At 49.7% G+C, this 24869-nt stretch carries 23 protein-coding genes; 9 read left to right on the forward strand and 14 right to left on the reverse strand.

Annotated features, from left to right (window positions below; all coding sequences use genetic code 11):
- The first annotated feature begins 103 nt into the window (after nt 1-103).
- Entirely contained in the window at nt 104-1015 is a 912-nt protein-coding gene (gene lpxC, locus ACTZWV_RS03425; protein ID WP_444785640.1) for a UDP-3-O-acyl-N-acetylglucosamine deacetylase, read from the forward strand.
- Between the two features lie 94 nt (nt 1016-1109).
- Here lpxC and ACTZWV_RS03430 read toward each other — a convergent pair whose 3' ends face one another.
- Nucleotides 1110-1574 (reverse strand): DciA family protein, encoded by a 465-nt coding sequence (locus tag ACTZWV_RS03430; protein ID WP_444785191.1) that lies wholly within the window; start codon nt 1572-1574, stop codon nt 1110-1112.
- A gap of 198 nt (nt 1575-1772) precedes the next feature.
- Here ACTZWV_RS03430 and secA point away from each other — a divergent pair, with 198 nt between their 5' ends.
- The gene (gene secA, locus ACTZWV_RS03435; RefSeq protein WP_444785192.1) at nt 1773-4490 is read left to right on the forward strand and encodes a preprotein translocase subunit SecA; all 2718 of its coding nucleotides are present in this window, start codon (nt 1773-1775) and stop codon (nt 4488-4490) included.
- 60 nt (nt 4491-4550) lie between these two features.
- Nucleotides 4551-4958 (forward strand): 8-oxo-dGTP diphosphatase MutT, encoded by a 408-nt coding sequence (mutT, locus tag ACTZWV_RS03440; RefSeq protein WP_444785193.1) that lies wholly within the window; start codon nt 4551-4553, stop codon nt 4956-4958.
- A gap of 416 nt (nt 4959-5374) precedes the next feature.
- Here mutT and ACTZWV_RS03445 read toward each other — a convergent pair whose 3' ends face one another.
- The 13 genes from ACTZWV_RS03445 to ACTZWV_RS03505 form a co-directional block, all read right to left on the reverse strand.
- A complete protein-coding gene (locus ACTZWV_RS03445; RefSeq protein ID WP_444785194.1) occupies nt 5375-5884 on the reverse strand; it encodes a hypothetical protein in 510 nt (169 codons plus the stop codon).
- The gene (locus ACTZWV_RS03450) at nt 5877-6284 is read right to left on the reverse strand and encodes a hypothetical protein (RefSeq protein WP_444785195.1); all 408 of its coding nucleotides are present in this window, start codon (nt 6282-6284) and stop codon (nt 5877-5879) included. Before ACTZWV_RS03450 ends, ACTZWV_RS03445 begins: the two co-directional genes overlap by 8 nt.
- 83 nt (nt 6285-6367) lie before the next feature.
- Entirely contained in the window at nt 6368-6595 is a 228-nt protein-coding gene (gene yacG / locus ACTZWV_RS03455; RefSeq protein ID WP_305552360.1) for a DNA gyrase inhibitor YacG, read from the reverse strand.
- A gap of 117 nt (nt 6596-6712) precedes the next feature.
- Nucleotides 6713-7459, reverse strand: a complete 747-nt coding sequence (zapD, locus tag ACTZWV_RS03460; RefSeq protein WP_444785196.1) for a cell division protein ZapD — start codon at nt 7457-7459, stop codon at nt 6713-6715.
- Nucleotides 7460-7499: 40 nt separating this feature from the next.
- Nucleotides 7500-8105 (reverse strand): dephospho-CoA kinase, encoded by a 606-nt coding sequence (gene coaE, locus ACTZWV_RS03465; RefSeq protein ID WP_444785197.1) that lies wholly within the window; start codon nt 8103-8105, stop codon nt 7500-7502.
- 3 nt (nt 8106-8108) lie between these two features.
- Entirely contained in the window at nt 8109-8987 is an 879-nt protein-coding gene (locus ACTZWV_RS03470; RefSeq protein ID WP_444785198.1) for a prepilin peptidase, read from the reverse strand.
- Nucleotides 8987-10216, reverse strand: coding sequence for a type II secretion system F family protein (locus ACTZWV_RS03475; protein WP_444785199.1), 1230 nt, complete (start codon nt 10214-10216; stop codon nt 8987-8989). The genes ACTZWV_RS03470 and ACTZWV_RS03475 overlap by 1 nt, the downstream gene beginning before the upstream one ends.
- 58 nt (nt 10217-10274) lie before the next feature.
- A complete protein-coding gene (gene pilB / locus ACTZWV_RS03480) occupies nt 10275-11975 on the reverse strand; it encodes a type IV-A pilus assembly ATPase PilB (RefSeq protein WP_444785200.1) in 1701 nt (566 codons plus the stop codon).
- Nucleotides 11976-12107: 132 nt separating this feature from the next.
- On the reverse strand, nt 12108-12944 hold the full coding sequence (locus ACTZWV_RS03485) for a sterol desaturase family protein (RefSeq protein ID WP_444785201.1): 837 nt from the start codon (nt 12942-12944) through the stop codon (nt 12108-12110).
- A 176-nt stretch (nt 12945-13120) separates the two neighbouring features.
- Nucleotides 13121-13609, reverse strand: a complete 489-nt coding sequence (locus tag ACTZWV_RS03490; RefSeq protein ID WP_444785202.1) for a pilin — start codon at nt 13607-13609, stop codon at nt 13121-13123.
- A 290-nt stretch (nt 13610-13899) separates the two neighbouring features.
- Nucleotides 13900-14583 carry a DUF1294 domain-containing protein gene (locus ACTZWV_RS03495; RefSeq protein ID WP_444785203.1) on the reverse strand — a complete coding sequence of 228 codons (684 nt, stop codon included), beginning with the start codon at nt 14581-14583 and terminating at the stop codon, nt 13900-13902.
- 90 nt (nt 14584-14673) lie between these two features.
- On the reverse strand, nt 14674-15540 hold the full coding sequence (gene nadC / locus ACTZWV_RS03500) for a carboxylating nicotinate-nucleotide diphosphorylase (RefSeq protein ID WP_444785204.1): 867 nt from the start codon (nt 15538-15540) through the stop codon (nt 14674-14676).
- 42 nt (nt 15541-15582) lie between these two features.
- Nucleotides 15583-16104, reverse strand: coding sequence for a retropepsin-like aspartic protease family protein (locus ACTZWV_RS03505; protein WP_444785205.1), 522 nt, complete (start codon nt 16102-16104; stop codon nt 15583-15585).
- A gap of 67 nt (nt 16105-16171) precedes the next feature.
- Between ACTZWV_RS03505 and ampD the strand changes: the two genes are divergently transcribed.
- The 6 genes from ampD (at nt 16172) to lpdA (ending at nt 24869) form a co-directional block, all read left to right on the forward strand.
- A complete protein-coding gene (gene ampD / locus ACTZWV_RS03510; protein ID WP_444785206.1) occupies nt 16172-16741 on the forward strand; it encodes a 1,6-anhydro-N-acetylmuramyl-L-alanine amidase AmpD in 570 nt (189 codons plus the stop codon).
- A complete protein-coding gene (ampE, locus tag ACTZWV_RS03515; protein WP_444785207.1) occupies nt 16738-17595 on the forward strand; it encodes a regulatory signaling modulator protein AmpE in 858 nt (285 codons plus the stop codon). Before ampD ends, ampE begins: the two co-directional genes overlap by 4 nt.
- Nucleotides 17596-18172: 577 nt before the next feature.
- Nucleotides 18173-18931 (forward strand): pyruvate dehydrogenase complex transcriptional repressor PdhR, encoded by a 759-nt coding sequence (gene pdhR, locus ACTZWV_RS03520; RefSeq protein WP_444785208.1) that lies wholly within the window; start codon nt 18173-18175, stop codon nt 18929-18931.
- A 63-nt stretch (nt 18932-18994) separates the two neighbouring features.
- The gene (aceE, locus tag ACTZWV_RS03525) at nt 18995-21661 is read left to right on the forward strand and encodes a pyruvate dehydrogenase (acetyl-transferring), homodimeric type (protein WP_444785209.1); all 2667 of its coding nucleotides are present in this window, start codon (nt 18995-18997) and stop codon (nt 21659-21661) included.
- 11 nt (nt 21662-21672) lie between these two features.
- On the forward strand, nt 21673-23304 hold the full coding sequence (gene aceF / locus ACTZWV_RS03530) for a pyruvate dehydrogenase complex dihydrolipoyllysine-residue acetyltransferase (protein WP_444785210.1): 1632 nt from the start codon (nt 21673-21675) through the stop codon (nt 23302-23304).
- Nucleotides 23305-23456: 152 nt separating this feature from the next.
- Complete coding sequence (gene lpdA / locus ACTZWV_RS03535; protein WP_305552380.1) at nt 23457-24869, forward strand: dihydrolipoyl dehydrogenase; 1413 nt, start codon at nt 23457-23459, stop codon at nt 24867-24869.

Genomic DNA, 24869 nt, shown 5'->3' on the forward strand with positions numbered 1-24869 from the left:
AGCAGGGTTAAGCTGCTGTTCAGTGGAATTTGGCATAATTGCCACGTTATGCTATGCTTCGCCGCCATTTTGACATTGCTTATTAATTGAGCAGGAAAATATGATGATTAAACAACGTACCATCGGCAAAACAGTCAGCTCCATTGGGGTGGGATTGCACAAAGGCGAAAAGGTTACGCTTACTCTCCGACCTGCGCCGGACAACACGGGTATCGTGTTCCGTCGTGTTGATCTCGATCCTGTGGTCGACTTCAAAGTAGCACCTGAATTAGTGGGTGATACCGTGATGTGTACTTGTTTAATTAACGAAAATGGCGTGCGTTTATCTACCACTGAACACCTGATGGCGGCCATTGCCGGTCTGGGTATCGACAATTTAATGATCGAAGTTGACTCAGCTGAAATTCCTATTATGGATGGCAGTGCCAATCCGTTTGTGTATTTATTGCTCGAAGCCGGCGTAGCAGAGCAGCGCCAGGCGAAAAAGTTTATCCGCATTAAGAAAACCGTGCGGGTAGAAGATGGCGATAAATGGGCCGAATTTAAGCCGCACCACGGTTTTAAAATTGATTTCGCTATTGAATTTGATCACCCGGTGATTGCTGAAACCACTCAGCATATGCAGCTGGATTTCTCCGCCGCCGGTTTTATTAAAGATATCAGCCGTGCCCGTACTTTCGGTTTTTTGCATGAAGTAGAGTACCTGCGGGCAAATAATCTGGCGCTGGGCGGCAGTTTTGATAACGCTGTAGTACTGGATGAATACCGTGTGCTGAACCAGGATGGTTTACGCTACGACGATGAATTTATTAAACACAAAATTCTGGATGCTATCGGCGATTTATATATGGCCGGTTACAGTATTTTGGGTGAGTTTAAAGCCTTTAAAACCGGCCATGCATTGAATAACCAATTGCTGTGTGCGGTATTGGCTAACCAGGAAAACTGGGAATTTGTTACCTTTGAAGATAAAGCCAAAATGCCTATTTCTTATTTGGCACCGCAACTGGCTTGATTTAGTAGCAATAGCTAGCCTGATTTAGCTGCAGTAGCAAACACAGAGTAGCAAACAGAGCCCGGTTTTTACCGGGTTTTGTGTTTTCAGCAGCTCAGACTTTTTTGCGCTCAGCGTTTTCTGCCAGCTTTAACAACGCTTGTTTTAACGCGCCCTCGCTACCTTGTGCTGCAGCTCTTAAGCTTAGTGCTGCCTGTGCTGATAATTGATGGCTGTTTTTTTCTGCCACTGGTACATTCAGCTTGTTAATCTGGCCGTTCGGCGAAGCTTCTATCTCAATGCCGGCTAAATCAGGCAAGATTTTTCGGCGAAAATTGTCTAGAATGGCGTCGCGCTGCATTTTTAACCGGGTTAGCCAGGGTGCCGAGGCACATAAGATCACTGCACGGCCATCGCGAATACAGCTAACCTGACAAAAGCTGAGTTGCTCCAGTTGTAACACCTCTGCCAGCACTTTGTTTAATTGTTGCACCAGGCCTACTTGTTGCTGCTGTGATGCCAGGCTGCTGTGCGACAGTACTTTGCTGATATCCAGAGGTTTATGGGTATATCGGGCCATCGCCTTGTGCACCTGCAGCATGTGGTTTATTCGCGCAGTGTAGCAGCTTCTGCCAACTCAGAGAATGTTACACCTTGAAAGCGTTAGCATAGGGCACCATATCTGGCGTAATATGCTGAGGCGTTGATACTTTTTACCGGCCGGGCTTAGCACCGCCGGGGCTGCACTGCAGTTTTAACTTAACATGGTATTTGGATAATGTTTGGAAAACTTTTTGCCAAATTATTTGGTAGCCGCAACGACCGCTTCTTAAAAAAATTAGAAAAACAAGTACAGCAGATCAATGCGTTAGAGGCAGAGTTCGCCGCCTTGTCCGATGACCAGCTGCAACAGAAAACCGCCGAATTTAAACAGCTGCTTGCCGGCGGCAGCAGCCTGGATGACATCCTGCCGCAGGCTTTTGCTACCGTGCGTGAAGCCAGTAAGCGTGTATTTGATATGCGTCACTTCGACGTACAGCTGATTGGTGGCATGGTGTTGCACCAGGGCAAAATTTCCGAAATGCGTACCGGTGAAGGTAAAACCTTAACCGCCACCTTGCCGGCGTACTTAAATGCGCTTAGCGGTAACGGTGTGCATGTTATTACCGTAAACGACTATCTGGCACGGCGCGATGCGCAAACCAATGAACCGCTGTTTGCCTTTTTAGGTATGACAGTAGGTGTCAATGTGCCTGGTATGGCGCACCCGGACAAACAAAAAGCCTATGCCGCCGATATTACCTACGGCACCAACAACGAGTTTGGCTTTGACTACCTGCGCGACAATATGGCGTTTTCACCGCAGGACCGCGTACAGCGCGACCAGGCCTTTGCCATTATCGATGAAGTGGACTCTATTTTAATCGACGAAGCCCGTACGCCACTGATTATCTCCGGCCCGGCGGAAGACAGCTCAGAGTTGTATAAACAAATTAACCTGCTGGTACCGCAACTGGTGAAGCAGGAAAAAGAAGATGAAGAGGGCGCGCACGGCGATGGCCACTTTACTGTGGATGAAAAAGCCCGCCAGGTTTATTTAACCGAGCAAGGTCAGATCAAAGTGGAAGACATGCTGCGCGAGCACGGCATGATAGGCGAGCACGACACTTTGTTCTCTGCAGCCAATATTACCCTGTTGCACCATGTGTATGCCGCCTTACGCGCGCACCAGCTGTTTAAACGCGACGTAGACTATGTGGTAAAAGACGGCGAAATTATTATTGTTGATGAGCACACCGGCCGTACCATGGAAGGCCGGCGTTGGTCTGAAGGCCTGCACCAGGCGGTAGAAGCCAAAGAAGGTGTACGCATTCAGAACGAAAACCAGACGTTAGCCTCTATTACCTTTCAGAATTATTTCCGCCTGTACGACAAACTGTCGGGTATGACAGGTACAGCCGATACTGAAGCGTTCGAATTCCAGCAAATTTATGGTCTGGAAACTATCGTAGTGCCAACTAACCGGCCTATGGTACGTGACGATATGGCCGATCTGGTGTATTTGAATGCAGAAGATAAGTACCAGGCCATTATTGACGATATCGTAAAAACCCGTGATGCCGGCCGGCCGGTGTTGGTAGGTACCGCCTCCATTGAAAGCTCGGAATATTTATCCGGTTTATTAAACAAAGCCAAAATTAAACACCAGGTGTTAAACGCCAAATTCCACGCCAACGAAGCGCAAATTATCGCTCAGGCCGGCCAAAGCGGCACGGTAACCATTGCGACCAATATGGCCGGTCGTGGTACCGATATCGTACTGGGCGGCAGTCTGCAGGCGGAACTGGCTACACTGGGTGCCGAAGCAACCGCTGAGCAAATCGCTAAGGCGAAAGCGGATTGGCAAGTACGGCATGATGCGGTAATTACGGCCGGTGGCCTGCATATTATTGGTACTGAGCGGCACGAATCGCGCCGTATTGATAACCAGCTGCGTGGCCGCTCCGGTCGTCAGGGCGACCCGGGTTCAAGCCGTTTCTATCTGTCGCTGGATGATGCTTTAATGCGTATTTTCGCCTCAGACCGCATGGCCGCAATGATGCGTCGTCTCGGGATGGAAAAAGGCGAAGCGATAGAACACCCTTGGGTAAGCCGCGCCATTGAAAATGCCCAGCGTAAAGTAGAAGCGCGCAACTTTGATATTCGTAAACAACTGCTCGAATTTGATGATGTTGCCAACGATCAACGTAAAGTGGTATACGAGCAACGGAACGAGTTGCTCGATGCCACCGACATCAGTGAAACCATCAGCGCTATTCGTACCGATGTAATCGACGGTGTGATAAGCCAGTATATTCCGCCGCAGTCGTTAGATGAAATGTGGGATGTGCCGGGGCTGGAGCAGCGCTTAAAAGCTGACTTCAACCTTGAGCTGACCATAGTGCAGTGGCTGGCGGATGATAAAAAACTGTTTGAAGAAAAGCTGCGTGAGCGTATTCAGCAGGAAGTGGAGCAAGCCTACGCCAATAAAGAGCAGATGGTTGGCCCGCAGGTGCTGCGTCAGTTTGAAAAAGCCATTATGTTGCAAAGCCTGGATACACACTGGAAAGAGCATCTGGCGGCGATGGATCACTTGCGCCAGGGCATCAACCTGCGCGGCTATGCGCAAAAGAACCCGAAACAGGAATATAAGCGCGAAGCCTTCGAGCTGTTCTCAGCCATGCTGGAAACCCTGAAAGTAGACGTAGTCGGCATATTAAGCCGCGTGCAGGTGCGGGCAGCAGAAGATGTTGAAGCGGTAGAACAGCAACGCCGTAAAGCCGATGCTGTACCACACGATTACCAACATGCTGAAGCTGAGCATGTGGGTGGTGAAGTGCCGGCCGACGCGCCGCGTGGCCCTGTGTTTCGCGAGCAGGACAAAATAGGCCGTAACGATGCTTGTCCTTGTGGCTCGGGCAAAAAGTACAAGCAGTGCCACGGTAAACTGGTTTAAGCACTGATGTAGGTTAAGACAAAGTCAGCTTAGGCTGGCTTTGTCGTTTTTGGAGGTAAAATGCAGCACAATGTTATCCATGTCGCCGTTGGCGTTATACTGCAGGGCCAGAGTATTTTGCTGGCGCTACGCAGCAGCAAGCAGCATCAGGGCGGTAAATGGGAGTTTCCCGGTGGCAAAGTAGAGATGGGGGAAACCGTGGCGCAGGCGCTTAACCGTGAGCTGCAGGAAGAGGTGGCCATTCACGTGACACAAAGCAGCGCCTTTATGCAGTTAGAGTACGCTTATCCGGAAAAAACTGTACTGCTGGACATCTGGTTGGTAACTGCTTTTGACGGCGAGCCGCATGGCCGTGAAGGCCAGCCACTGCGTTGGGTTGATATAGCAGAGCTTGGCAGCATTGAATTTCCCGATGCTAACCAGCCGATAGTGGCGCGTATTCAGCAGCAGTTTGCCGCAGCCCGGTAATGACTTTATAAGATGAAAGCATCGTGCAGAGCCTGTTATATCTTTTTTTATTTGGCCCCTTGCTGCTAAGCGGTTATTACTGGTACACAGAAGAGTACCGTTACACCGGTAAAAGGCTGACAGCAAAGCAATGGGGGTTGTTGTGTGTCTTTATTGGTTATGCGCTTTACTGCAGTAGCCATGGCGTCACCGCAATGCTGGATATTTACAACGACTACCGATATCAGGCCGGTCGCGCATTGTCAGTGACCGGCATGTGGACTTTTATTCTACCCGGAGTGATATCCGCGCTGGTGATATTTCCACGGGAAACACTGCTTTACGTTTTGAGGCGGGCGGAAGCGGCGCAGCTTTCAGTATTGCTTACCGAACTGACCGCAGTGCTACTGATATTACTAACGTGTTTGCGCCACAGCTTAGTTACCTGAATATTGTGGCCAGATAGTTTCTAACATGAGAATGCCATTAAACGGCTTTTGTAAGCTTTCAACGGACTCAAAAGTTTGCCTGGTTGTTTCAGGTAACATCATGTAATCGGCCAATACTTTGAGGCTGCTGGCATGGAAGTTTTCAGATTTCTGCTTATTTACGTAGTCTGTTAACTTTTGATTTTTCGCAGATTTACTAAATTGTTCCAGCATGAGCAGTGCTTCCATAAACTGCGCCTTTTCCGCCATAACGCATTGATTAAATGCGCGTTCCTCAAGATAAGGCAAAATGTAAGGCGAGTACTGCATGCTCTGCAGGCGCTTCAATTCTGCCTCTGTTGGTGCTGTATGTTGCCGTTGGATTAGCCTGCAGGCCCCGACTCGTTCGTCATATGCCTGAAAGGTTTTTTCGCTGTAATCGATAGCGAATTTCAGCTCATCAGCTGGGGCAGAGAAGCAAAATGACAACAGTAGAATAGCTGAAAAGCGTTTAATCATAATTGCACCCCAAATATACGGCCCGCCAAAACTGGTACTCCTTCGGACGAGTAACGTGAAGGTTAGCCTGCTGATAGGCAATTTTTTCAATTTGACGCAGTTTAATGGCGCTTAGTGCGCTGTTGGTTTTAAAAAACATATCCCAATTAGTTGAATAGATTGCATAGCCTGACTGTGCAGAATCAGATGCAGCTACTTTAAACGGTAAGCTGTTTTGATATTGCTGTAAGCCGGAACCTGAGACGCCTTTATTGGCTGTACCGCCGAAAATAGACCAAAGTTGGCCAATCAGTAAGGCGGTTCTGCCAAGTTTCTCTAAATCACTAAGTTCTGCAATCTGCTCTATGGCATCCAGGCTATTTTGGCTAAGCTGGAGATCGACGATGGTTGGGCATTTCATATGCTTAAAGCTCCCTTTTCTAAAAACACAAGGATAGCTTATTTGTTTAATTATATGTAACTTATTTGTGCTTTTTCAGTGTTCTAGTGCTTAAAGAACTCATTGTCCTGCGCGATAAACTCTTGCTCCAGCTCGGCTAAATATTGTTCTGACAGGGCTGCGTCTATCGGGGCTTTGTCCGGTATGCGGTGGTTTTCTGCTGCCCAGTCGCCCAAATCAATTAATTTGCAGCGTTCAGAGCAAAATGGCCGGAAAGGCGATGCAGCCGACCAGACTACCGCTTTATCGCAGGTTGGGCATTTTACGTTCATGTTTAATCTCCGCTTTTATCAGCCACATCTGTCAGTTTACAAAAAGTGCCGGGCAGGCCCTGGCTGTGGCTGGTGTTTTGCCGCGTAGTTTAACCAGGGCTGCGTAAATTACCAGTATTAACAGCAGGCCAGTTTAAAGCTGATATCTTCACCGCTGTTGCTGCGGCCGCTGTCATCGCTCAATTGCATAAAGCGTATGGCATAACGGTACTTGTTGCCGCTTACCGTGGGGTACACGCCGGCTTCCAGCGGGTAGCGGATGCGCAGTAATTCATGTTGCTCGGTATTGCTTTGATAAAAGCCGTTTTGCGCCACCAGCTCACTGAACTGGCCCTTTTCGCGGCTAAAGCCCAGCACAAAACTTAAGGCTTGCTGCAATAAGTTAAACTCTGCGCACCAAGCGGTGGCCATTAGTTGGCGCTCTTGCAGTGGCAGGTTAAACCAGTAGTGCAATTGTGGTACGTCAAAAAAGCAAGTGCCGCCCGGGATAGAAAAACGCTGGCGTAGCGGGGCTAAAAACTTATCTTCTTTTAAGTTACCGACAAACTTGCCGCTGCGCAGCAAGTCGCTTTGCAGCTTAACCGCCTGTTGTAATACCGGCTTTAACTTATCGTCGGACACCGAAGGGTGTTTGGCCCAGGCCACCAGTGCGGTTTCGCAGCGTTCGGTGTCTTTAATCAGATCCGGCCGCACATCGTTGCGGTCTAATACTTCGATTAAGTCGAACAGGCCGTTAAAAAAGGCTTGTTGTTGCCACTGGTCCGCTAAGGCGTTCAGCTGTTGCAGCTGTGCCAGCAAGTGTTCCAGCCGCAGGTAAGTACGCAGTTTTTCGTTAAGCGGATGTTCGTAGGTAAGTTCTGTCATCGCGTTGCGGTTTCACACCCTGTTGCAACAGCTTGCCGGCTTAGTACGCCTGTGCCAGCTGCAAATAACGTTGGTGCAGGGCGGCAACTTGCGGCGTTAAATCAGCAATACTGCTGTCGTTGGTAATAATGTCATCGGCCAGTTTCAGCCGCTCGTTGCGGCTTATCTGCGCCGCCATAATGGCTTTTATCTGTATCTCACCGGCGTTATCGCGCGCGGCGGCCCGGCTTAGCTGTATGCTTTCGGGCAAATCTATCACCAGTACACGCTGTACATACTGCTGTAACTTATTCTCCAGCAACAACGGCGCGACTAAAAGTGCATAAGGTGATGTCAGTGCTGCCAACTGTTGCAGCAGCTGCTGGCGTATTGCCGGATGTAACAACTGTTCCAGCCAGCTTTTGTCGGCACTGTTGCTGAATATGCGTTGCCGCAACGCAGCGCGGTCCAGCTCGCCATTGCTTTGCAAAATGCTGTCACCGAAATGCCGGCAAATGGCATTAAGGCAATCGGTACCCGGTATTACCACCTCGCGGGCGACAATGTCGGCATCAACATATTGCACACCCAGCCCGGCAAATAACGCCGTTACGGTGCTTTTACCGCAACCTATGCCGCCGGTAAGGCCAACAATGTAGCGTGACACCGGTTACAGGCCAAGATAACGCAGATAGCTGTCTGTTATCTGTGTACCCCACAGCATAGCAATCCAGCCGGCAGCTGCAATATAAGGGCCAAACGGAACAGGTGTGGCTTTGCTTTTGCCCTGCAGCGTTATCAGGGTTACGCCAACTACAGCGCCCACCGCAGAGGATAATAAAATAATCAGCGGCAACTGCTGCCAGCCAAGTAAAGCGCCGAAAATGGCCAGCAATTTAAAATCGCCGTAGCCCATGCCTTCTTTACCGGTCAGCAATTTAAACAGCCAGTATACACTCCATAAGCTCAGGTAACCGGCAGCGGCACCGACAATAGCCTGGGCCGGATTAACAAAGGCTGAATCAGTCAGGCTGAATAACAGCACCAGCCACAGCAGTGGTAAGGTAAGCTGATCCGGTAGCAGCATTTTATCAATATCAATAAAGGTTAGCGCTACCAGGCCCCAGGTAAGCACAATCAGCACGGCGGCCGGCCAACCAAAACCTAGTTTCGCTGCTACCACGGCAGACATAATGGCAGTGAGGGTTTCAACCAGCGGATAACGCGGGCTTATTGGCGCACTGCAGCTGCGGCATTTGCCTTTTAGCAGCAACCAGCTCAGTACCGGAACGTTATCACGCGCTAACACCGGCGTGTTACAGGCCGGGCAAGCCGAGCGCGGCACCGCCAGGTTAAACTTAGCTGCCGGCGCTGTATTGCTGTCGGGTTGAAAATAAGCCTGATATTCCTGCTGCCACTCGTTTTCCATCATCTTCGGCAGGCGGTAAATCAGCACATTTAAAAAGCTGCCGATAATCAGGCTTAATAAAGCCGTGGCAGCAATAAACAGCGCCGGGTAAGCGCCAAACAGTTCGGCCAGTTGCTGCATCAGATAATGTCGCCCATACCAAAAATAGGCAGGTACATAGCAATAATTAAACCGCCGATTACTACGCCCAACACCGCCATAATCAGCGGCTCCAACAGCGCAGTTAAACCATCTACCGCATCATCGACTTCCTGCTCATATATATTGGCTACTTTAGATAACATACTGTCCAGCGCACCGGTTTCTTCACCTATCGACACCATAGAAATAACCATTTCCGGAAACTGCTCGGTTTGTTTCATTGCCAGATACATCTGGTTACCGGATGACACTTCTTCGCGAATATATAAGATGGCATTTTTATATACTTCGTTACCGGAGGCGCCGGCTGCCGATTCTAACGCTTCTATCAGCGGTACACCGGCGGCAAAGGTAGTAGATAAGGTGCGGGCATAACGCGCCACCGCCGCTTTATTAAGGATATTACCGATCACCGGCAGTTTAATCAGCAGCCCGTCCATCATAGTGCGGAATTTTAAATTGCCGGCATAGGCTTTTTTAACCACAAAGCCGGTAGCAATAATACCGCCCAGCACTACCCACCAATAAGCCTGCATCAGCTCAGACAAACCCAGTACAAATTGGGTAAAGGCCGGCAGCTCTGCGCCAAAGCCGGCAAAAATCTCGGCAAACTGTGGCACCACAAACATTAACAAAATAGAGGTAACAATAGCGGCAACGATAACTACGGCTACCGGGTAAAACATGGCTTTTTTAATTTTCGATTTCAGCGCTTCGGCTTTTTCTTTATAAATGGCTAAACGATCAAAAATTTGGTCCAACGAGCCTGATGACTCGCCGGATTTAACCAGGTCACAATACAGCTCATCAAAATACTTCGGGTGTTCGCGTAATACTTCTGATAACGGCAAACCGGCTTGTACTTTTACCGAAATTTTCTGCATTAAAGTGCGCAGGCTTTTATTGTCGGCACCGTTGGCAATAAGGTCGATCGATTGCACCAGTGGCACGCCGGCACCAAGCATGGTAGCAATTTGTCGGGTAAAGATAGCAATATCCAGCGCAGTAATTTTTTTACCGTCACCAAATAACGATTTGGGTTTTTTCTTTACGCCGGAGGGCGTAATACCCTGCTGGCGTAACAGTGCTTTTACTTCGGCAGCGCTGGTGCCTTTAATTTCGCCGTCGACTTTTTTACCACGCCGGTTAACGCCTTTATAGGTATATGCTTCCAGCTCTTTTATTTTAAATTGTTGTGCCTGAGCCATAATGGTTTCCTGTTGTTGCGCCGTGGCGCAAAAAGTCAAATTCTGTTGTCACTTGTCACTAGCCTTTAGTCACCCGGTTTACTTCTGCCAGGCTGGTTAAACCAGCGGCGGCTTTAATTAACCCGGACTGGCGCAGGTTATTTACACCTTCTTTTTGTGCCTGGGTAGCAATATCCAGCGAGTTACCGCCCTGCATAATAATATCGGCCATCACGCTGCTTACCGGCATTACTTCGTAGATACCAACACGGCCTTTATAGCCGTTGGTGCAGTGGTCACAGCCTACCGGTTTAAATACTTTAATGCCGGGTAGCTGCTCTGCGCTAAAACCTTGCTTTAACAGCTCTACTTCCGGCAAATGTTCTTGTTGTTTACAGTGGCTGCATAGGCGCCGCGCCAGGCGCTGGGCAATAATCAGCGAGACCGAGCTGGCCACGTTATACGATGGCACGCCCATATTTAATAACCGTGTTAAAGTTTCCGGTGCAGAGTTAGTGTGCAGCGTAGATAATACCAGGTGGCCGGTTTGCGCCGCTTTAATGGCAATTTCGGCGGTTTCCAGATCACGTATTTCACCCACCATTACTACGTCCGGGTCCTGGCGTAAAAACGATTTTAATGCCGAGGCAAAGGTTAAACCGGCGCGCGGGTTAACCTGCACCTGGTTAATACCGGCCAGGTTAATCTCTACCGGGTCTTCGGCGGTAGAGATATTGGTTTCAGTGGTATTTAAAATAGCTAAGCCGGTATACAGCGATACGGTTTTACCCGAGCCGGTGGGGCCGGTCACTAAAATCATGCCTTGTGGCTGTGCCAGCGCATCCAGATACAGTTGCTTCTGCTGTTCTTCATAGCCCAGCACATCAATGCCGAGCATGGCGCTGTCAGAATCCAGAATACGCATTACAATTTTTTCACCCCACAAGGTGGGCAGGGTGCTAACGCGAAAGTCGATGGATTTTTTTGCCGATAGCTTTAGCTTAATGCGGCCATCTTGCGGCACGCGTTTTTCCGCGATATCCAGCCGTGACATCACTTTTAACCGTGCCGACAACCGGGTAGATAATGCCACCGGCGGGCTGGCCACTTCATGCAAAATACCATCGATACGAAAGCGGATGCGGTAGGTTTTCTCGTACGGCTCAAAGTGTAAGTCGGATGCGCCCTTACGGATAGCATCCAGCAGCATTTTATTAATAAAGGCGATAATCGGCTGGTCTTCTTTATCAACCTGGACGCCGGCACCACCTTCGTCGTCGTCGTCTTGGGTTATGCCCAGCGAGCCTAAATCCCAGTCGCTGTTATCAAAATCGCCACCCAGGCTGTTATCAAACAGCTTATCAATCAGCTTATGCAGCTTATCGTATTCTACTACCACCACTTCGGCGTTTAAGCCGGTGTTAAATTCAAAGTCTTCAATGGTTTGAATATTGGTCGGGTCTACTACGGCCAGATACATATTACGGCCGCGTTTACCCAGCGGCAGCATATCGGTTTTGCGGATCAGCTTTTCATTGCGCAAATCTTCCGGAACACTGATAACGTCGTAGTGTTCCAGGTCCATACTAATGGCCTGGCTAATGCCGGCGGCAGCACGGGCTAAATCGGTAGCGCTAATCAGCTTTTCGCTGATCAACAGCTCAGGCAGGTTTTTAAACTGGCTGCCTTTATCGGTAATAGCTTTGGTGGCCAGCTCGCTGTTAATGCTGCCCAGCTGCACTAAGCGTTTAAATAAAGTAGAGGTAGTAGTTACGGCCATTAAACGCAAACATCCTGATTTTGCTGATAAGACTTCGCATAATTGACTGATTATGCCATTAAACACCGGTTATTCAAGTTTATAGTACCGTAGGGCGCGATAAAGGCGGACATGCTGTTCTTTTTTTAGTACTCACTTAGTTGATGCTTTTTCTGGCAGATGTGAATCTGCAGGCTTGGTATAAGAGTTAAGTTTAAACGGATAGAGCATTTGTTTAACAAAGCCCATGGTTCCAATAGTTCGAACGCCAAGAGCAACATCGCAAACGCCCGGAACCCTGTAGGTGCCAAAAACCCTATCAAAGATAGAAAATACTGTTGCATAATTAGTATTATGGGCCATTCGTTCTTCAGCATGATGCCAACGATGCATGGCGGGTGACACGAAGAGCAAACCCCATTTTCCATATGTCCATGGAAGATCGGCATGGATAAAGTAGCCATAATAATGACGGACTAAGTTATTCGCTATAATGGCATAAACCGGAAATCCGAGAGCTATTAATATAAACGAGTCAATCATATAAGTTGATATGCGATTTACTGGATGAAATCGTTGCAAAGTCAACCATGTCATTTTGTCATCAGAATGGTGAATACTGTGCGCTGGCCACAGTAAACGAGTGTGTTCTAATCTGTGACGCCAATAGCCGACGAAATCACCGACAAATACAGTAGTGAAAATAACGAAGATTGCAGGGGAACTCTCCCACATTTCTGATAAATATGGAGAAACCTTATGTGGGTTTATTAGTGTTGCCAAGGCGGATACAATCGGTGGAATCACTACTGCATTCAGGCCCATTAGCAAAAGATTAAACACCCCGTTTGGTAAGGCCGCCCAAGTATTACTAACAGCTTTTTTTCCTTTAACTAATAAGTTCAGTAGGAAAAATAGCAAAGCTAACAGAAAAAGTTCATAAAATGTTTCTGATAAGCTTTCCAACGAATATTCAAATGCATCTGTCATTGATAATCACTGCCGTTAACTACTAACAAAAGCTGATCTATTACACGTCTTGTCTATCGCTTAGTAGCGATCAGGGTGAATTTTACACAGAATGTCATTTCCCGGTGTGACAAAAAACCTGACGAAATAAAAAGTGCGGCTATAGCCGCACTTTAAACAATACAACAGACTCTAAATTATGGAGTCGCAACAGCCCGCTCAGCGTTAGGCAAGCGTGGACGTAAAGAGGCAACTAATGAACCACCAGTTACAGTAAACGAAGTTGCACCTGCGTTATTCACAGCTGCTGTAATAATCACAGTTTCACCGCGTAAATCAGCAGGTACATCATCATCGTTACGGAAAGTTACTGTAATTGCACCTGCTCCGTCATAAGCAACAGTTTCAATCATACCTGTTCTTGTACCTGCGCCTGCAGCTGTAACAGGTGCTGCACGGCCGTTGTATTGAACAGCTGTAGGTAATTCATTGAATTCAGCAGCCCATTCCGAGATAGCCAACTGCACCGGACGCATAGCCGATACTACCTGAGAGGTAGAGGTAGCACGCTGGGTATAAACCTGGTACTGCGGTACTGCTACTGCAGCCAGAATACCGATAATTGCTACAACGATCATTAACTCAATTAAGGTAAAACCTTGTTGTACACGTTTCATATTAGTCATTTTAACTTCTCCTGATTTTTATTTAGCCATGTAGGCTGGTTGTTATTTTGAGCATTTTTACCTTTGGCGCAAGCGAAATGTTAGTAATTCCATCGCATTTGCCTAAATTGTTGCTTTTTAAGGGAATTTGTCCGGTAAGTGAGCGGTTTTGTTACAAGCTATATAGTATAAAAGTACTAGTTAAGTTACTCTAACTTTTTTCTGCAACCAATCTGAATGCCGTTTATCGTTACTCAGACGCCAACCAGCGCATTCAGTTTAGCAGGTGTTTGCGGTTTTTTTCGACAGTTTTAGCCGGCCCACAACGCCATGCGGGCTAAAAATTGCTCACCCCAGGGCGATAACAACCAGCTGACCAATAAGGCATTACCCAGGATAACAAAGCCGAATTCGCGCCGGAACGACTGCTTACTGCGCTTGTGAGCCAGTTGGCGCTGCGCCAGATAAGCGCCCGGCCAGCCACCAATTAGCGCAAATAGCTGCAGGCTTTCCTCTGCCAGCCGGTTGCCATGCCGGGCAATGGCCGCTTCTTTGTCGGCTTTGTACAGCCAGTAGGTAAAAATGCTGGCCTCCAGATACAGCAGCGGCAGCACATAGGGCAGGCGGCCAAATAGTAATGCGGCCAGCACGGCGATAAGAAAGGCAATACGAAATAACAACGCCAGTTGGTTGGCATAGTGAATACTGTTATCTGTGGGTTTGGGGCTGTGGCGAATGTTGACGGCTATTGCTGTGGTTTGGGCTGTGTTTGGGGCCGCGTTTTTTGTGCTGCTTAAGCGCCAGGGTGCAGCGATGTCACGGCCGCGCTTGTCTTTTGCCAGGTTGAAATGCAGCTGATCGCCGGGTTGTGGCCGGCCGCTAGTGCCGGTTTGATCGCGGATATGAAAAAACAGTTTTTGCTGCGTTTGCTGGCACAATACAAAGCCGAAGCCTTTGTCGTCACGCCAAAATACTACGCTACCGGTTAATTGCATTAGGTATTCCTGCTGGCTTGTCTCGTTCCTTGAGACAGGCCCACTGTAGCAGAAGTTTAACCACCAGACGTCAGACGAGTTGCTGTTTTGCTACTGAATATTTAACCGCATAGATAAATCAATGGCTTGCACATGCTTGGTTAGTGCCCCGCTGGAAATATAGTCTACTCCGGTAGCGGCCAGTTCGCTTAAGCGCTCGCTGGTAATATTGCCGGATACTTCCAGTTTGGCCTTGCCGGCATTAAGCGTTACCGCTTGCTTAATATCGGCCAGACTAAAGTTGTCCAGCATAATAATGTCGGCGCCGGCGTTAAGGGCTTGTTGCAGCTCAGCGAGGTTTTCTGTTTCTACCTCTACCGGTTTACCGGGAAAATTCTGCCGCGCTGTGGTTACTGCATTGGCAATAGAGCCGGCCGCGGCAATATGGTTTTCTTTAATTAAAAAGGCATCAAACAAACCGATGCGATGGTTTTTCCCACCGCCGGTAGTTACCGCGTACTTTTGTGCAAAGCGCAAGCCTGGCAGGGTTTTGCGGGTATCTAATAACCGGGTAGTGCTGCCGTGTAAAAACTGCACGTAATGGGCAGTGGTGGTAGCCGTGGCGCTTAGCAGTTGCAGAAAGTTAAGCGCAGTGCGCTCACCGGTAAGCAGAATACGCGCCGGGCCGGTTAAGCGGCACAGCTGGCTGTTGGCCGGCACTTTGTCGCCATCTTTTACCTGCCAGCTAATTTGCACTTCGTTGCCCAGTTGGCGAAACACTTCATCAGCAAAAGCGGTGCCGCATACCACGCAGTCTTCGCGGGTAATAATGGTCGCACTGGCTTGTTGCGCTTTGGGGATCAAAGATGCCGTAATATCGCCCTCTGCCAATGGCAAAAAGCCTAAGTCTTCTGCCAGAGCATTAGACACCGCGCGGATTGTTTCCTGCTGCAGTAAGGTCGAAAAGTTAGTATGCATAGTATTTGCTATAGCCTTTGGTAAAACAGCCGTATGTAAAAGTCAGTTGTGCTGGATCAGCGTAAGCTGGTTGCCTTGTTGGTGGAATTCTAACTGTTTAAGTGCACTCATGCCCAATAATATCTCGGTGCCGCCCAGATTAGGCACAATGCTGGCCGGAATATCGTGCAGCACTATATCACCCAGCTGCAAGCGGGCAATGCGGCTGCGCCACGCATCGGCGATGCCATTGGCGGTATTAACTTTGATAGCCGTGCCAAACGGCAGGCCGAGCTTTTCTGCCGTAGCGGCGGCAATGGCTACTGTGGTAGCGCCGGTGTCCAGCATAAAATCTACCGGTTGGTTATTTACCAGTAAGGTGCCGACATAGTGGCCGCTTTTGTTACGGATAAGCACGGTGCGGGTTTCACCAGCGCTGCCTTGTACACTGCGCAGTTGCTGGTTTGGGTTAAGCTGTTTGCTGATGGTGTCCTGAAAAAACACAAACAGCAGTGCCATTAAAATAAGCCAGGCAATGATGGCAAAGGTCTTACCATATTTGTTTGATGGTTCAGGCGCTTGCATTAACAGCCTCCGGCAGTGACAATAGCGCATAGCTTACTGACACCGCCGTACAAAGGCAAAATTTCTGATGAGCGTCGAATCTCCTGCTATGGTATTGCGGCCAAGCCCGCACTGTGATGCCCGCCCTGAAGGCGAGAGCATCAGCCTGTTGGTGATCCACAATATCAGCCTGCCGGCTGCTGAATTTGCGCTGTTGCCTGAGCAAAGCTTTGTCGACGCGCTGTTTATGGGCACACTGGATTGCAGCGCCCACCCGGACTTTGCCGGCTTAGCCGGGCTTAGGGTATCGGCGCACTGCGTAATTTGGCGCGACGGCCGCATTTTTAACTATGTGCCCTTTGCCAAGCGTGCCTGGCATGCCGGGGTTAGCCGGTTTGCCGGCCGCGAGCGTTGTAACGATTTTTCCATTGGTATTGAGTTAGAAGGCACCGACAATTTGCCTTATACTGAGCAGCAATATCAAAGCCTTATTAAGCTGACATATTTTTTAATGCAGCAACATCCGGCTATTACGCCACAGCGTATAGTGGGCCATTGTGATATTGCGCCGGGGCGTAAAACCGACCCCGGCATCGCGTTTGACTGGATGCGCTACCGCAATGCTATAAAAAGCGCGATAAAGGAGTTTTTTGTATGACATTAATCAGTATGCTGCTGGCATTAATTATTGAGCGCTTAGCTGTGCGCAGCGATGCCTGGCAAGCCAGCCGTTATTGCCGTGCCTATGTGCGCTTTACTGCCGGCTCGGCATTGCATAAGTTGTCATCGCACAGCTTGGGCCAGTACCTGTGGTTGGCGTTGCCGGGCGCGGTGGTAATGTTGCTGCTGTGTTTGCTGGATAACCATTTAGTCAGTCTGGTGGTTAACACCCTGGTGTTGCTGCTTGCTATCGGTTGCTGGCATTACCGTCAGCTGTATAAGCAGTATTTAAATGCGATGGAGCGGGGCGACGAAGAAGCCGCTTTTATTACCATGCAGCAAATACGCAGTGATATGGGCAGCCAGCGCGAGCAAAGCAGCTATGGTCAGTTGCTGGTGTGGTTAAACTTCCGTTATTACGCTGCCGTGGTATTTTGGTTTTTACTGCTCGGTGCCTTTGGTGTGATTACCTATGTGCTGGTACGTCACCTGCAGGAAGCCGTAGCGGAAGAGCATGCTGCCGATTATGCCGTTTGCCTGGGCGACAATAACAAGGCCGTACACTGTACAGCGCACTGGGCGTTGTGGTTTCCGGCACGGTTGTTTGGTTTGGGCTTTGCGCTGGTAGGGCATTTCTCCCGTGCTTCGACCGCACTGCTGGGCTACTTCCTTGATTTTACCGCCAACAACGAGCAAGTGGTGGTGGATGTTGCTGCCGCAGCAGAGCCGCTGCCGGCAGAGAGCTTAAACACTTTGGAAGACAGCAGCTATATGGTGCAGTTAGCCAAACGCAATATGCTGTTCTTTTTAGCCTTTACCGCCATTTTAACGTTAAGCGGCTGGCTGGGGTAGCAGCTGGTTAAGCTACTAACTACCGTACTCCGTAGCGCGCCTGCGCTGCGGACATTTTTTGCGACACACGCCGTAAATACTTCCTTGTAGGCTCCTGAAACGCCGTCCGGGCGTTTCAGGGTGCTGCAAAAAAGTCACTTCGCTGCGGCTGTTTCAACCAGGTGTTAACTCCGATAGCGCAGCCACAAACTCATTTCGCGAAGCGAAGGCGGATAAGCAATTTGTCCGGAACAAATTGCATCGGCGTAGCCGGTCCGCCAGCTTGAAGGCAGGACTGCCGAAAGCCCGTTGTGGCGAGCACAGCGGAAGTTATCGCCGGCAGCCGGGCTGGTATCGTCATCGCCCTGCCACTCTGGTCAGACCAATTTTTCCAGCCACTGTCATACCCATGCATTATTGAGTTATTACTCTAACTATTTTCTGCTTTTGCCTTTGCATAGATTCTCTGCTTTATTTACTTGTTATGCAGAAACTGCTACCTTAACGCCACTAAAAATAAATTGGTAAGACCAATTTACAGCTGGGCGAAAGCTGGTCTTGCAGCAGGACAACAGCAGACAGAAAAATATGGCGGCGCATGGCAGATTTTAAAATTAAACCGGCGAAACTCTCAGATCGCATAGTCGAGCAACTGGAAAACATGTTGCTTGAAGGCAGTTTTGCCCCGGGGCAAAAGCTGCCACCGGAACGCGACCTGGCAGAAATGTTTGCTGTGTCACGGCCATCATTGCGTGAAGCTATTCAAAAGCTGGAAGCCAAAGGTTTGGTGAGCCGGCGCCAGGGCGGCGGCACCTATGTCTGCGATAACCTGGCCGTTGGCCTTACCGATCCGTTATTTGAGCTGATTGCGCGTCACCCCGAGTCACAATTTGATTTACTGGAGTTTCGCCACGCCTTAGAAGGCATTTGTGCTTATTACGCGGCACTGCGTGGCACAGCAGCAGATTTTGCGCAGATTACCGCACATTATGACGCTATATGTCAGGCACAGCAGCTGTGCGACATTGATGCGGAAGCCAAAGCGGTGGGCAGTTTTTATTTAGCGGTGGCAGAGGCGTCACATAATGTGGTGTTACTGCATTTAGTGCGCGGCTTAACGCCACTGGTGGAGCAGAATATCCGGGTTAACCTGGAAACCCTGCAGCAGAAGGAAGGCATTGTCAGCCAGCTGAACTCGCATCGGCAACGGCTGATGCAAGCGGTCATTAACGGCGAGCCGGAGAAGGCGCGCCAGGCCAGCAATGGTCATCTGGCCTTTATCGAAGAAGCCCTGTTGGATGTAGGTAAAGAGCGTTCCCGTATTGAACGTTCGTTACGTCGCACCCAACAAGGCTGATAACTCATTTAACGCACATGGGCATTTATAGCACAGGCGTGCATAACCAAAGGAAACCTCGATATGTCTGAAGTCAGTAAAGTTGACATCGACGCTCTGGAAACCAAAGAGTGGCTTGAAGCGCTGGAATCGGTTGTTCGCACTGAAGGGGTCGAGCGGGCGCAGTTCCTGCTGGAACAAGTGTTAGAGCAAGCAAGGTTAGACGGTGTAGCCATGCCTACCGGCGTCACCACTAACTACATTAATACCATTCCTACGCAGCAAGAACCGGCTTACCCGGGCGATGTTAACCTGGAACGACGTATCCGTTCGGTGATCCGTTGGAATGCCATTATGATAGTACTGCGCGGCTCGAAAAAAGAGCTGGATTTAGGCGGCCATATGGCGTCTTACCAGTCTTCTGCGGCGTTTTACGAAACCTGCTTTAACCACTTTTTCCGTGCGCCAAACGAAAAAGACGGCGGCGATTTGGTCTATTATCAGGGCCATATTTCGCCGGGTATTTATGCCCGTGCTTTTGTTGAAGGCCGCTTAACGGCAGAGCAACTGGACAGCTTCCGCCAGGAAGTAGACGGTAAAGGCTTATCCAGCTACCCGCACCCGAAATTAATGCCGGAGTTCTGGCAATTCCCTACCGTGTCTATGGGCTTGGGTCCAATCGCCTCTATTTATCAGGCACGGTTTTTAAAGTATTTACACGGCCGTGGCTTAAAAGACACCAGTGCGCAGCGCGTATATGCCTTTTTGGGTGATGGCGAGATGGACGAGCCGGAATCACGCGGTGCGGTAAGCTTTGCTGCCCGTGAGAAGCTGGGCAACCTGTGTTACTTAATTAACTGTAACCTGCAACGGCTGGATGGCCCGGTAATGGGTAACGGTAAAATTATCCAGGAGCTGGAAGGCTTGTTCCGCGGCGCCGGCTGGAATGTTATTAAAGTAGTGTGGGGCCGTGGTTGGGATAAACTGCTGGCCAAAGACACCACCGGTAAATTGCTGCAACTGATGAACGAAACCGTAGACGGCGATTACCAAACCTATAAAGCCAACGACGGTGCCTATGTACGTAAGCACTTCTTCGGCCGTTATCCGGAAACCGCGGCCTTAGTTGCCGATATGACCGACGAAGAGATTTTCGACTTAAAACGCGGTGGTCATGAGCCGTCCAAACTGTATGCAGCCTTTAAAGCGGCGCAGGAATGCACCGATAAACCTACCGTTATCCTGGCCAAAACCGTAAAAGGCTACGGCATGGGTGAAGCGGCAGAGGGCAAAAACATTGCCCACCAGGTGAAAAAAATGGATATGACGCATGTGCTGCAACTGCGCAAGCGTTTAGGCCTGGAAGATTATATCAGCGAAGAAGCGGTAGCCGATTTACCGTACATTAAGCTGCCGGAAGGCTCGCCGGAGCTGAAATACCTGCACGACCGTCGTGCGGCATTAAACGGTTACACCCCGGTGCGGTTGCCTAACTTTACCAAGCCACTGACGTTACCGGCGCTGAGCGCCTTCGACGGCCTGCTCGAAGAGCAAAAGCGTGATATCTCTACCACCATGGCTTATGTGCGGGCGTTGAATATTCTGCTGAAAGACGAACATGTCGGTAAGCAAATAGTGCCGATTATTGCCGACGAAGCCCGTACCTTTGGTATGGAAGGCTTGTTCCGCCAAATTGGCATTTATAACCCGGGCGGCCAAACCTATACCCCGGAAGATCGCTCTGTAGTGAGCTACTACAAAGAAGATATCGGCGGCCAGGTACTGCAGGAAGGTATTAACGAGCTGGGCGCTATGTCGTCCTGGGTGGCGGCGGCCACGTCGTACAGCACCAACGATTTACCGATGATTCCGTTCTACATCTATTACTCCATGTTCGGCTTCCAGCGGGTTGGCGATATGGCGTGGATGGCCGGTGATCAGCAAGCGCGCGGCTTCCTGTTAGGTGCTACTGCAGGGCGTACCACGCTGAACGGCGAAGGCTTGCAGCACGAAGACGGCCACAGCCATATTCTGGCCGGCACAGTGCCAAACTGTATTTCCTACGACCCAACCTATGCTTTCGAGCTGGCGGTGATTCTGCACGACGGTATCCACCGCATGTACGGCGAAGCGCAGGAAAACATCTATTACTACATTACGGTAATGAATGAAAACTACCACCACCCGGCTATGCCAAAAGGCGCTGAGGAGGGTATTCGCCGTGGTATTTATAAGCTGGAAAGCTTAAACGGCGACCGCGGTAAAGTACAGCTGATGGGCTCGGGCACTATTTTAAATGAAGTGCGCAAAGCCGCAGAAATACTCAGCAAAGACTACGGCGTAGCGTCTGACGTGTACTCGGTAACCTCGTTTAACGAGTTAGCACGTGATGGCCAGGATTGCGAGCGCTTCAATATGCTAAACCCGGACGCGAAAGCCAAAACACCTTACATTGCTACGGTAATGAACAACGCGCCGGCGATTGCTGCGACCGACTATATGAAAAACTATGCCGACCAGGTACGGGCCTTTATTCCGGCTACGTCATACAAGGTGCTGGGCACCGACGGTTACGGCCGTTCTGACAGCCGTGAAAACCTGCGCCGTCACTTTGAAGTGAACGCCGGTTATATCGTAGTAGCGGCACTGAGCGAGCTGGTAAAACAGGGCGAACTGAAAAAAGCGGTAGTGGTAGATGCAATTAAGAAATTCGGCATCGACGCTGGCAAAACCAACCCGCTGTACGCATAAGAGGATTACACATGACTATTGAAATTCATGTTCCGGATATTGGTGCTGATGAAGTTGAAGTCACCGAAATCCTGGTTAAGGTCGGCGACAAGGTAGCCGCTGATCAGTCACTGCTCAGCGTAGAGGGCGATAAAGCCTCTATGGAAGTACCGGCCAATGACGCCGGCGTAGTAAAAGAAATTAAAGTAAAAGTAGGCGACAAGGTTAAAACCGGCAGCCTGATTATGACCTTTGAAGGTGAAGACGCTGCCCCGGCGAAAGAAGAAGCTAAAGCAGAGCCAAAAGCCGACAGCAAAACCGAAGCCAAAACGGAAAGCAAAGCTGCCGCCAGCGTGCAGGATGTTAAAGTGCCGGATATCGGCGGTGATGCCGTTGAAGTTACCGAAATTATGGTGAAAGTGGGCGACACGGTAAGCGAAGAGCAATCTTTGCTTAGCGTTGAAGGCGACAAAGCCAGTATGGAAGTACCGGCGCCGTTTGCCGGTAAGGTTAAAGAAATTAAAATCAGCGTCGGAGATAAGGTGTCTACCGGCAGCTTGATAATGGTTTTTGAGACTGAGGGCGATAGTAAAGGCAACGGTGAAGCCGCTGCCGAAGCGCCAAAAGCAGAAGCTAAAGCTGAAACGAAAACCGAAGCTCCGGCAGCTAAAGCTGAAGCGGCTCCGGCTGCTTCTGCAACAGCGGCCGACGGCTTTGTCGAAAACAGCGCCTATGCCCATGCCTCACCGGTTATCCGTCGTTTAGCGCGTGAGTTCGGCATTAACCTGGCCAAGGTTAAAGGCACAGGCCGTAAAGACCGCGTAGTAAAAGAAGATGTGCAAAACTACGTGAAGCAGCTGGTAAAACAAGCTGAAAGCGGTGCGGCGTCTTCAGGTTCCGGCGCTGGCAACAGCATGGGCTTTGATCTAATCGCCTGGCCCAAAGTCGACTTTGCCAAATTCGGTGAAGTAGAAAGCAAGCCGCTGTCGCGGATCCAGAAGTTATCCGGCAACAATTTACACCGTAACTGGGTGCGTATTCCGCATGTTACCCAGTTCGACGAAGCCGATATCACCGGGCTGGAAGACTTCCGTAAAGAGCAAAACAGCCTGGCCGAGAAGAAAAAGCTTGGCGTTAAGTACACGCCGCTGGTGTTTATTATGAAAGCGGTGGCCAAAGCGCTGGAAGAGTTCCCGACCTTTAACAGCTCGTTGTCAGAAGATGGCGCCAGTTTAATTCTGAAAAAATACGTGCATTTGGGTATAGCGGTAGACACGCCAAACGGCCTGGTTGTACCGGTAGTTAAAGACGTAAACAAAAAAGGCATTATCGAGCTGTCACGCGAGCTGCAGGACATTTCGGTAAAAGCGCGCGAGGGCAAGTTAACCTCTGCTGATATGCAAGGCGGCTGCTTTACCATCTCCAGCCTCGGCGGCATTGGCGGTACGGCGTTTACGCCTATTGTTAACGCGCCGGAAGTGGCTATTTTGGGTGTGTCTAAATCGGACATTAAACCAAAATGGAACGGTAAAGAGTTTGAACCTAAGCTGATGTTGCCGCTGAGCGTGTCATACGACCATAGGGTAATTGACGGCGCCCTGGCAGCCCGCTTTACTGCCACCCTGGCCAGCTATCTGGCCGATATTCGTCAGATCATTATGTAATGTTTCGCCAAGAGCGAATTTTGTGTCCCGTGCTGAAAAGTTACGGGACATCGCTCAGGCAGGATGTTAAAATTCTGCCACTTTTTTCGCCTGATAGCCGTACCCTACAAAGTGACGCTGTCAGAACACCGACTCAATGAAAAGGTAATACGATGAGCAACGATATCAAAACTCAGGTAGTAGTCGTGGGCGCAGGCCCTGGTGGTTATTCTGCAGCATTTCGTGCCGCAGACTTAGGTTTAGAAGTTACCCTGGTTGAAGCGCGCAGCACCTTAGGTGGCGTGTGTTTAAACGTGGGTTGTATCCCATCTAAAGCCTTATTACACGTTGCTAAGGTAATTGACGATGCCCGCGATATGGCATCACACGGCGTTACCTTTGGTGAGCCGAAAATTGATTTAGACAAAATTCGTAGCTGGAAAGACAAAGTAGTCGGCCAGCTGACTAACGGCCTGGCCGGTATGTCGAAAATGCGTAAAGTTAAGGTAGTTACCGGTTACGGTAAATTTACCGGCGCGAACACCTTACAGGTTGGCGACACTAAAATTACGTTTGAACACGCCATTATTGCTGCAGGCTCAGAGCCGGTATCACTGCCGTTTATTCCAAAAGATGACGACCGTATTATCGATTCAACCGGCGCACTGGAATTAAAAGACATTCCGGGCGAAATGCTGGTATTAGGCGGCGGTATTATCGGCCTGGAAATGGGCACCGTATACCGTGCACTGGGTTCTAAAGTATCAGTAGTAGAATTTGCTGATCAGTTAGTACCAGCAGCTGATGCCGACATCGTAAAAGCCTACACCAAGTACAACAAAGACAACTACAACATTATGTTGTCTACCAAGGTTGTTGGCGTAGAAGCGAAAAAAGACGGCTTATACGTAACCTTCGAAGGCAAAAACGCACCTGAGAAAGCCGTACGTTACGACAAAATTCTGGTTGCTGTTGGCCGTAAGCCAAACGGCGCGCTGTTAGACGCGGCGAAAGCCGGTGTTAACGTAGACGAGCGTGGCTTTATCAACGTAGATAAGCAACTGCGCACCAACGTTGGCCATATCTATGCTATCGGGGATGTTATCGGCCAGCCGATGTTAGCGCACAAAGCAGTACACGAAGGCCACGTAGCGGCTGAAGTGATTGCCGGCCAGAAGCACTATTTCGACCCGCGCTGCATTCCGTCAGTAGCTTACACCGACCCGGAAATGGCCTGGACCGGCGTTACCGAGAAAGAAGCCAAAGAGCAGGGCTTAAAAATTGAAACCGCTACCTTCCCATGGGCAGCGTCAGGCCGTGCTATCGCCTCAGCCCGCACTGAAGGTTTCACTAAGCTGATATTCGACAAAGAAACCCACCGTATTCTGGGTGGCGCTATTGTTGGTATCAACGCCGGTGAAATGCTGGGCGAAATCTGCTTAGCAGTAGAAATGGGTGCCGACGCTGAAGATATCGCGTTAACCATCCACGCTCACCCAACACTGAACGAGTCTATCGGCTTAGCTGCCGAGATGTACGAAGGCTCAATCACCGACCTGCCAAACCCGAAAGCGAAGAAAAAGTAA

This window comes from Rheinheimera sp. NSM, from assembly GCF_052380015.1.
In the GTDB taxonomy this organism is placed as follows: Bacteria; Pseudomonadota; Gammaproteobacteria; order Enterobacterales; family Alteromonadaceae; genus Alishewanella.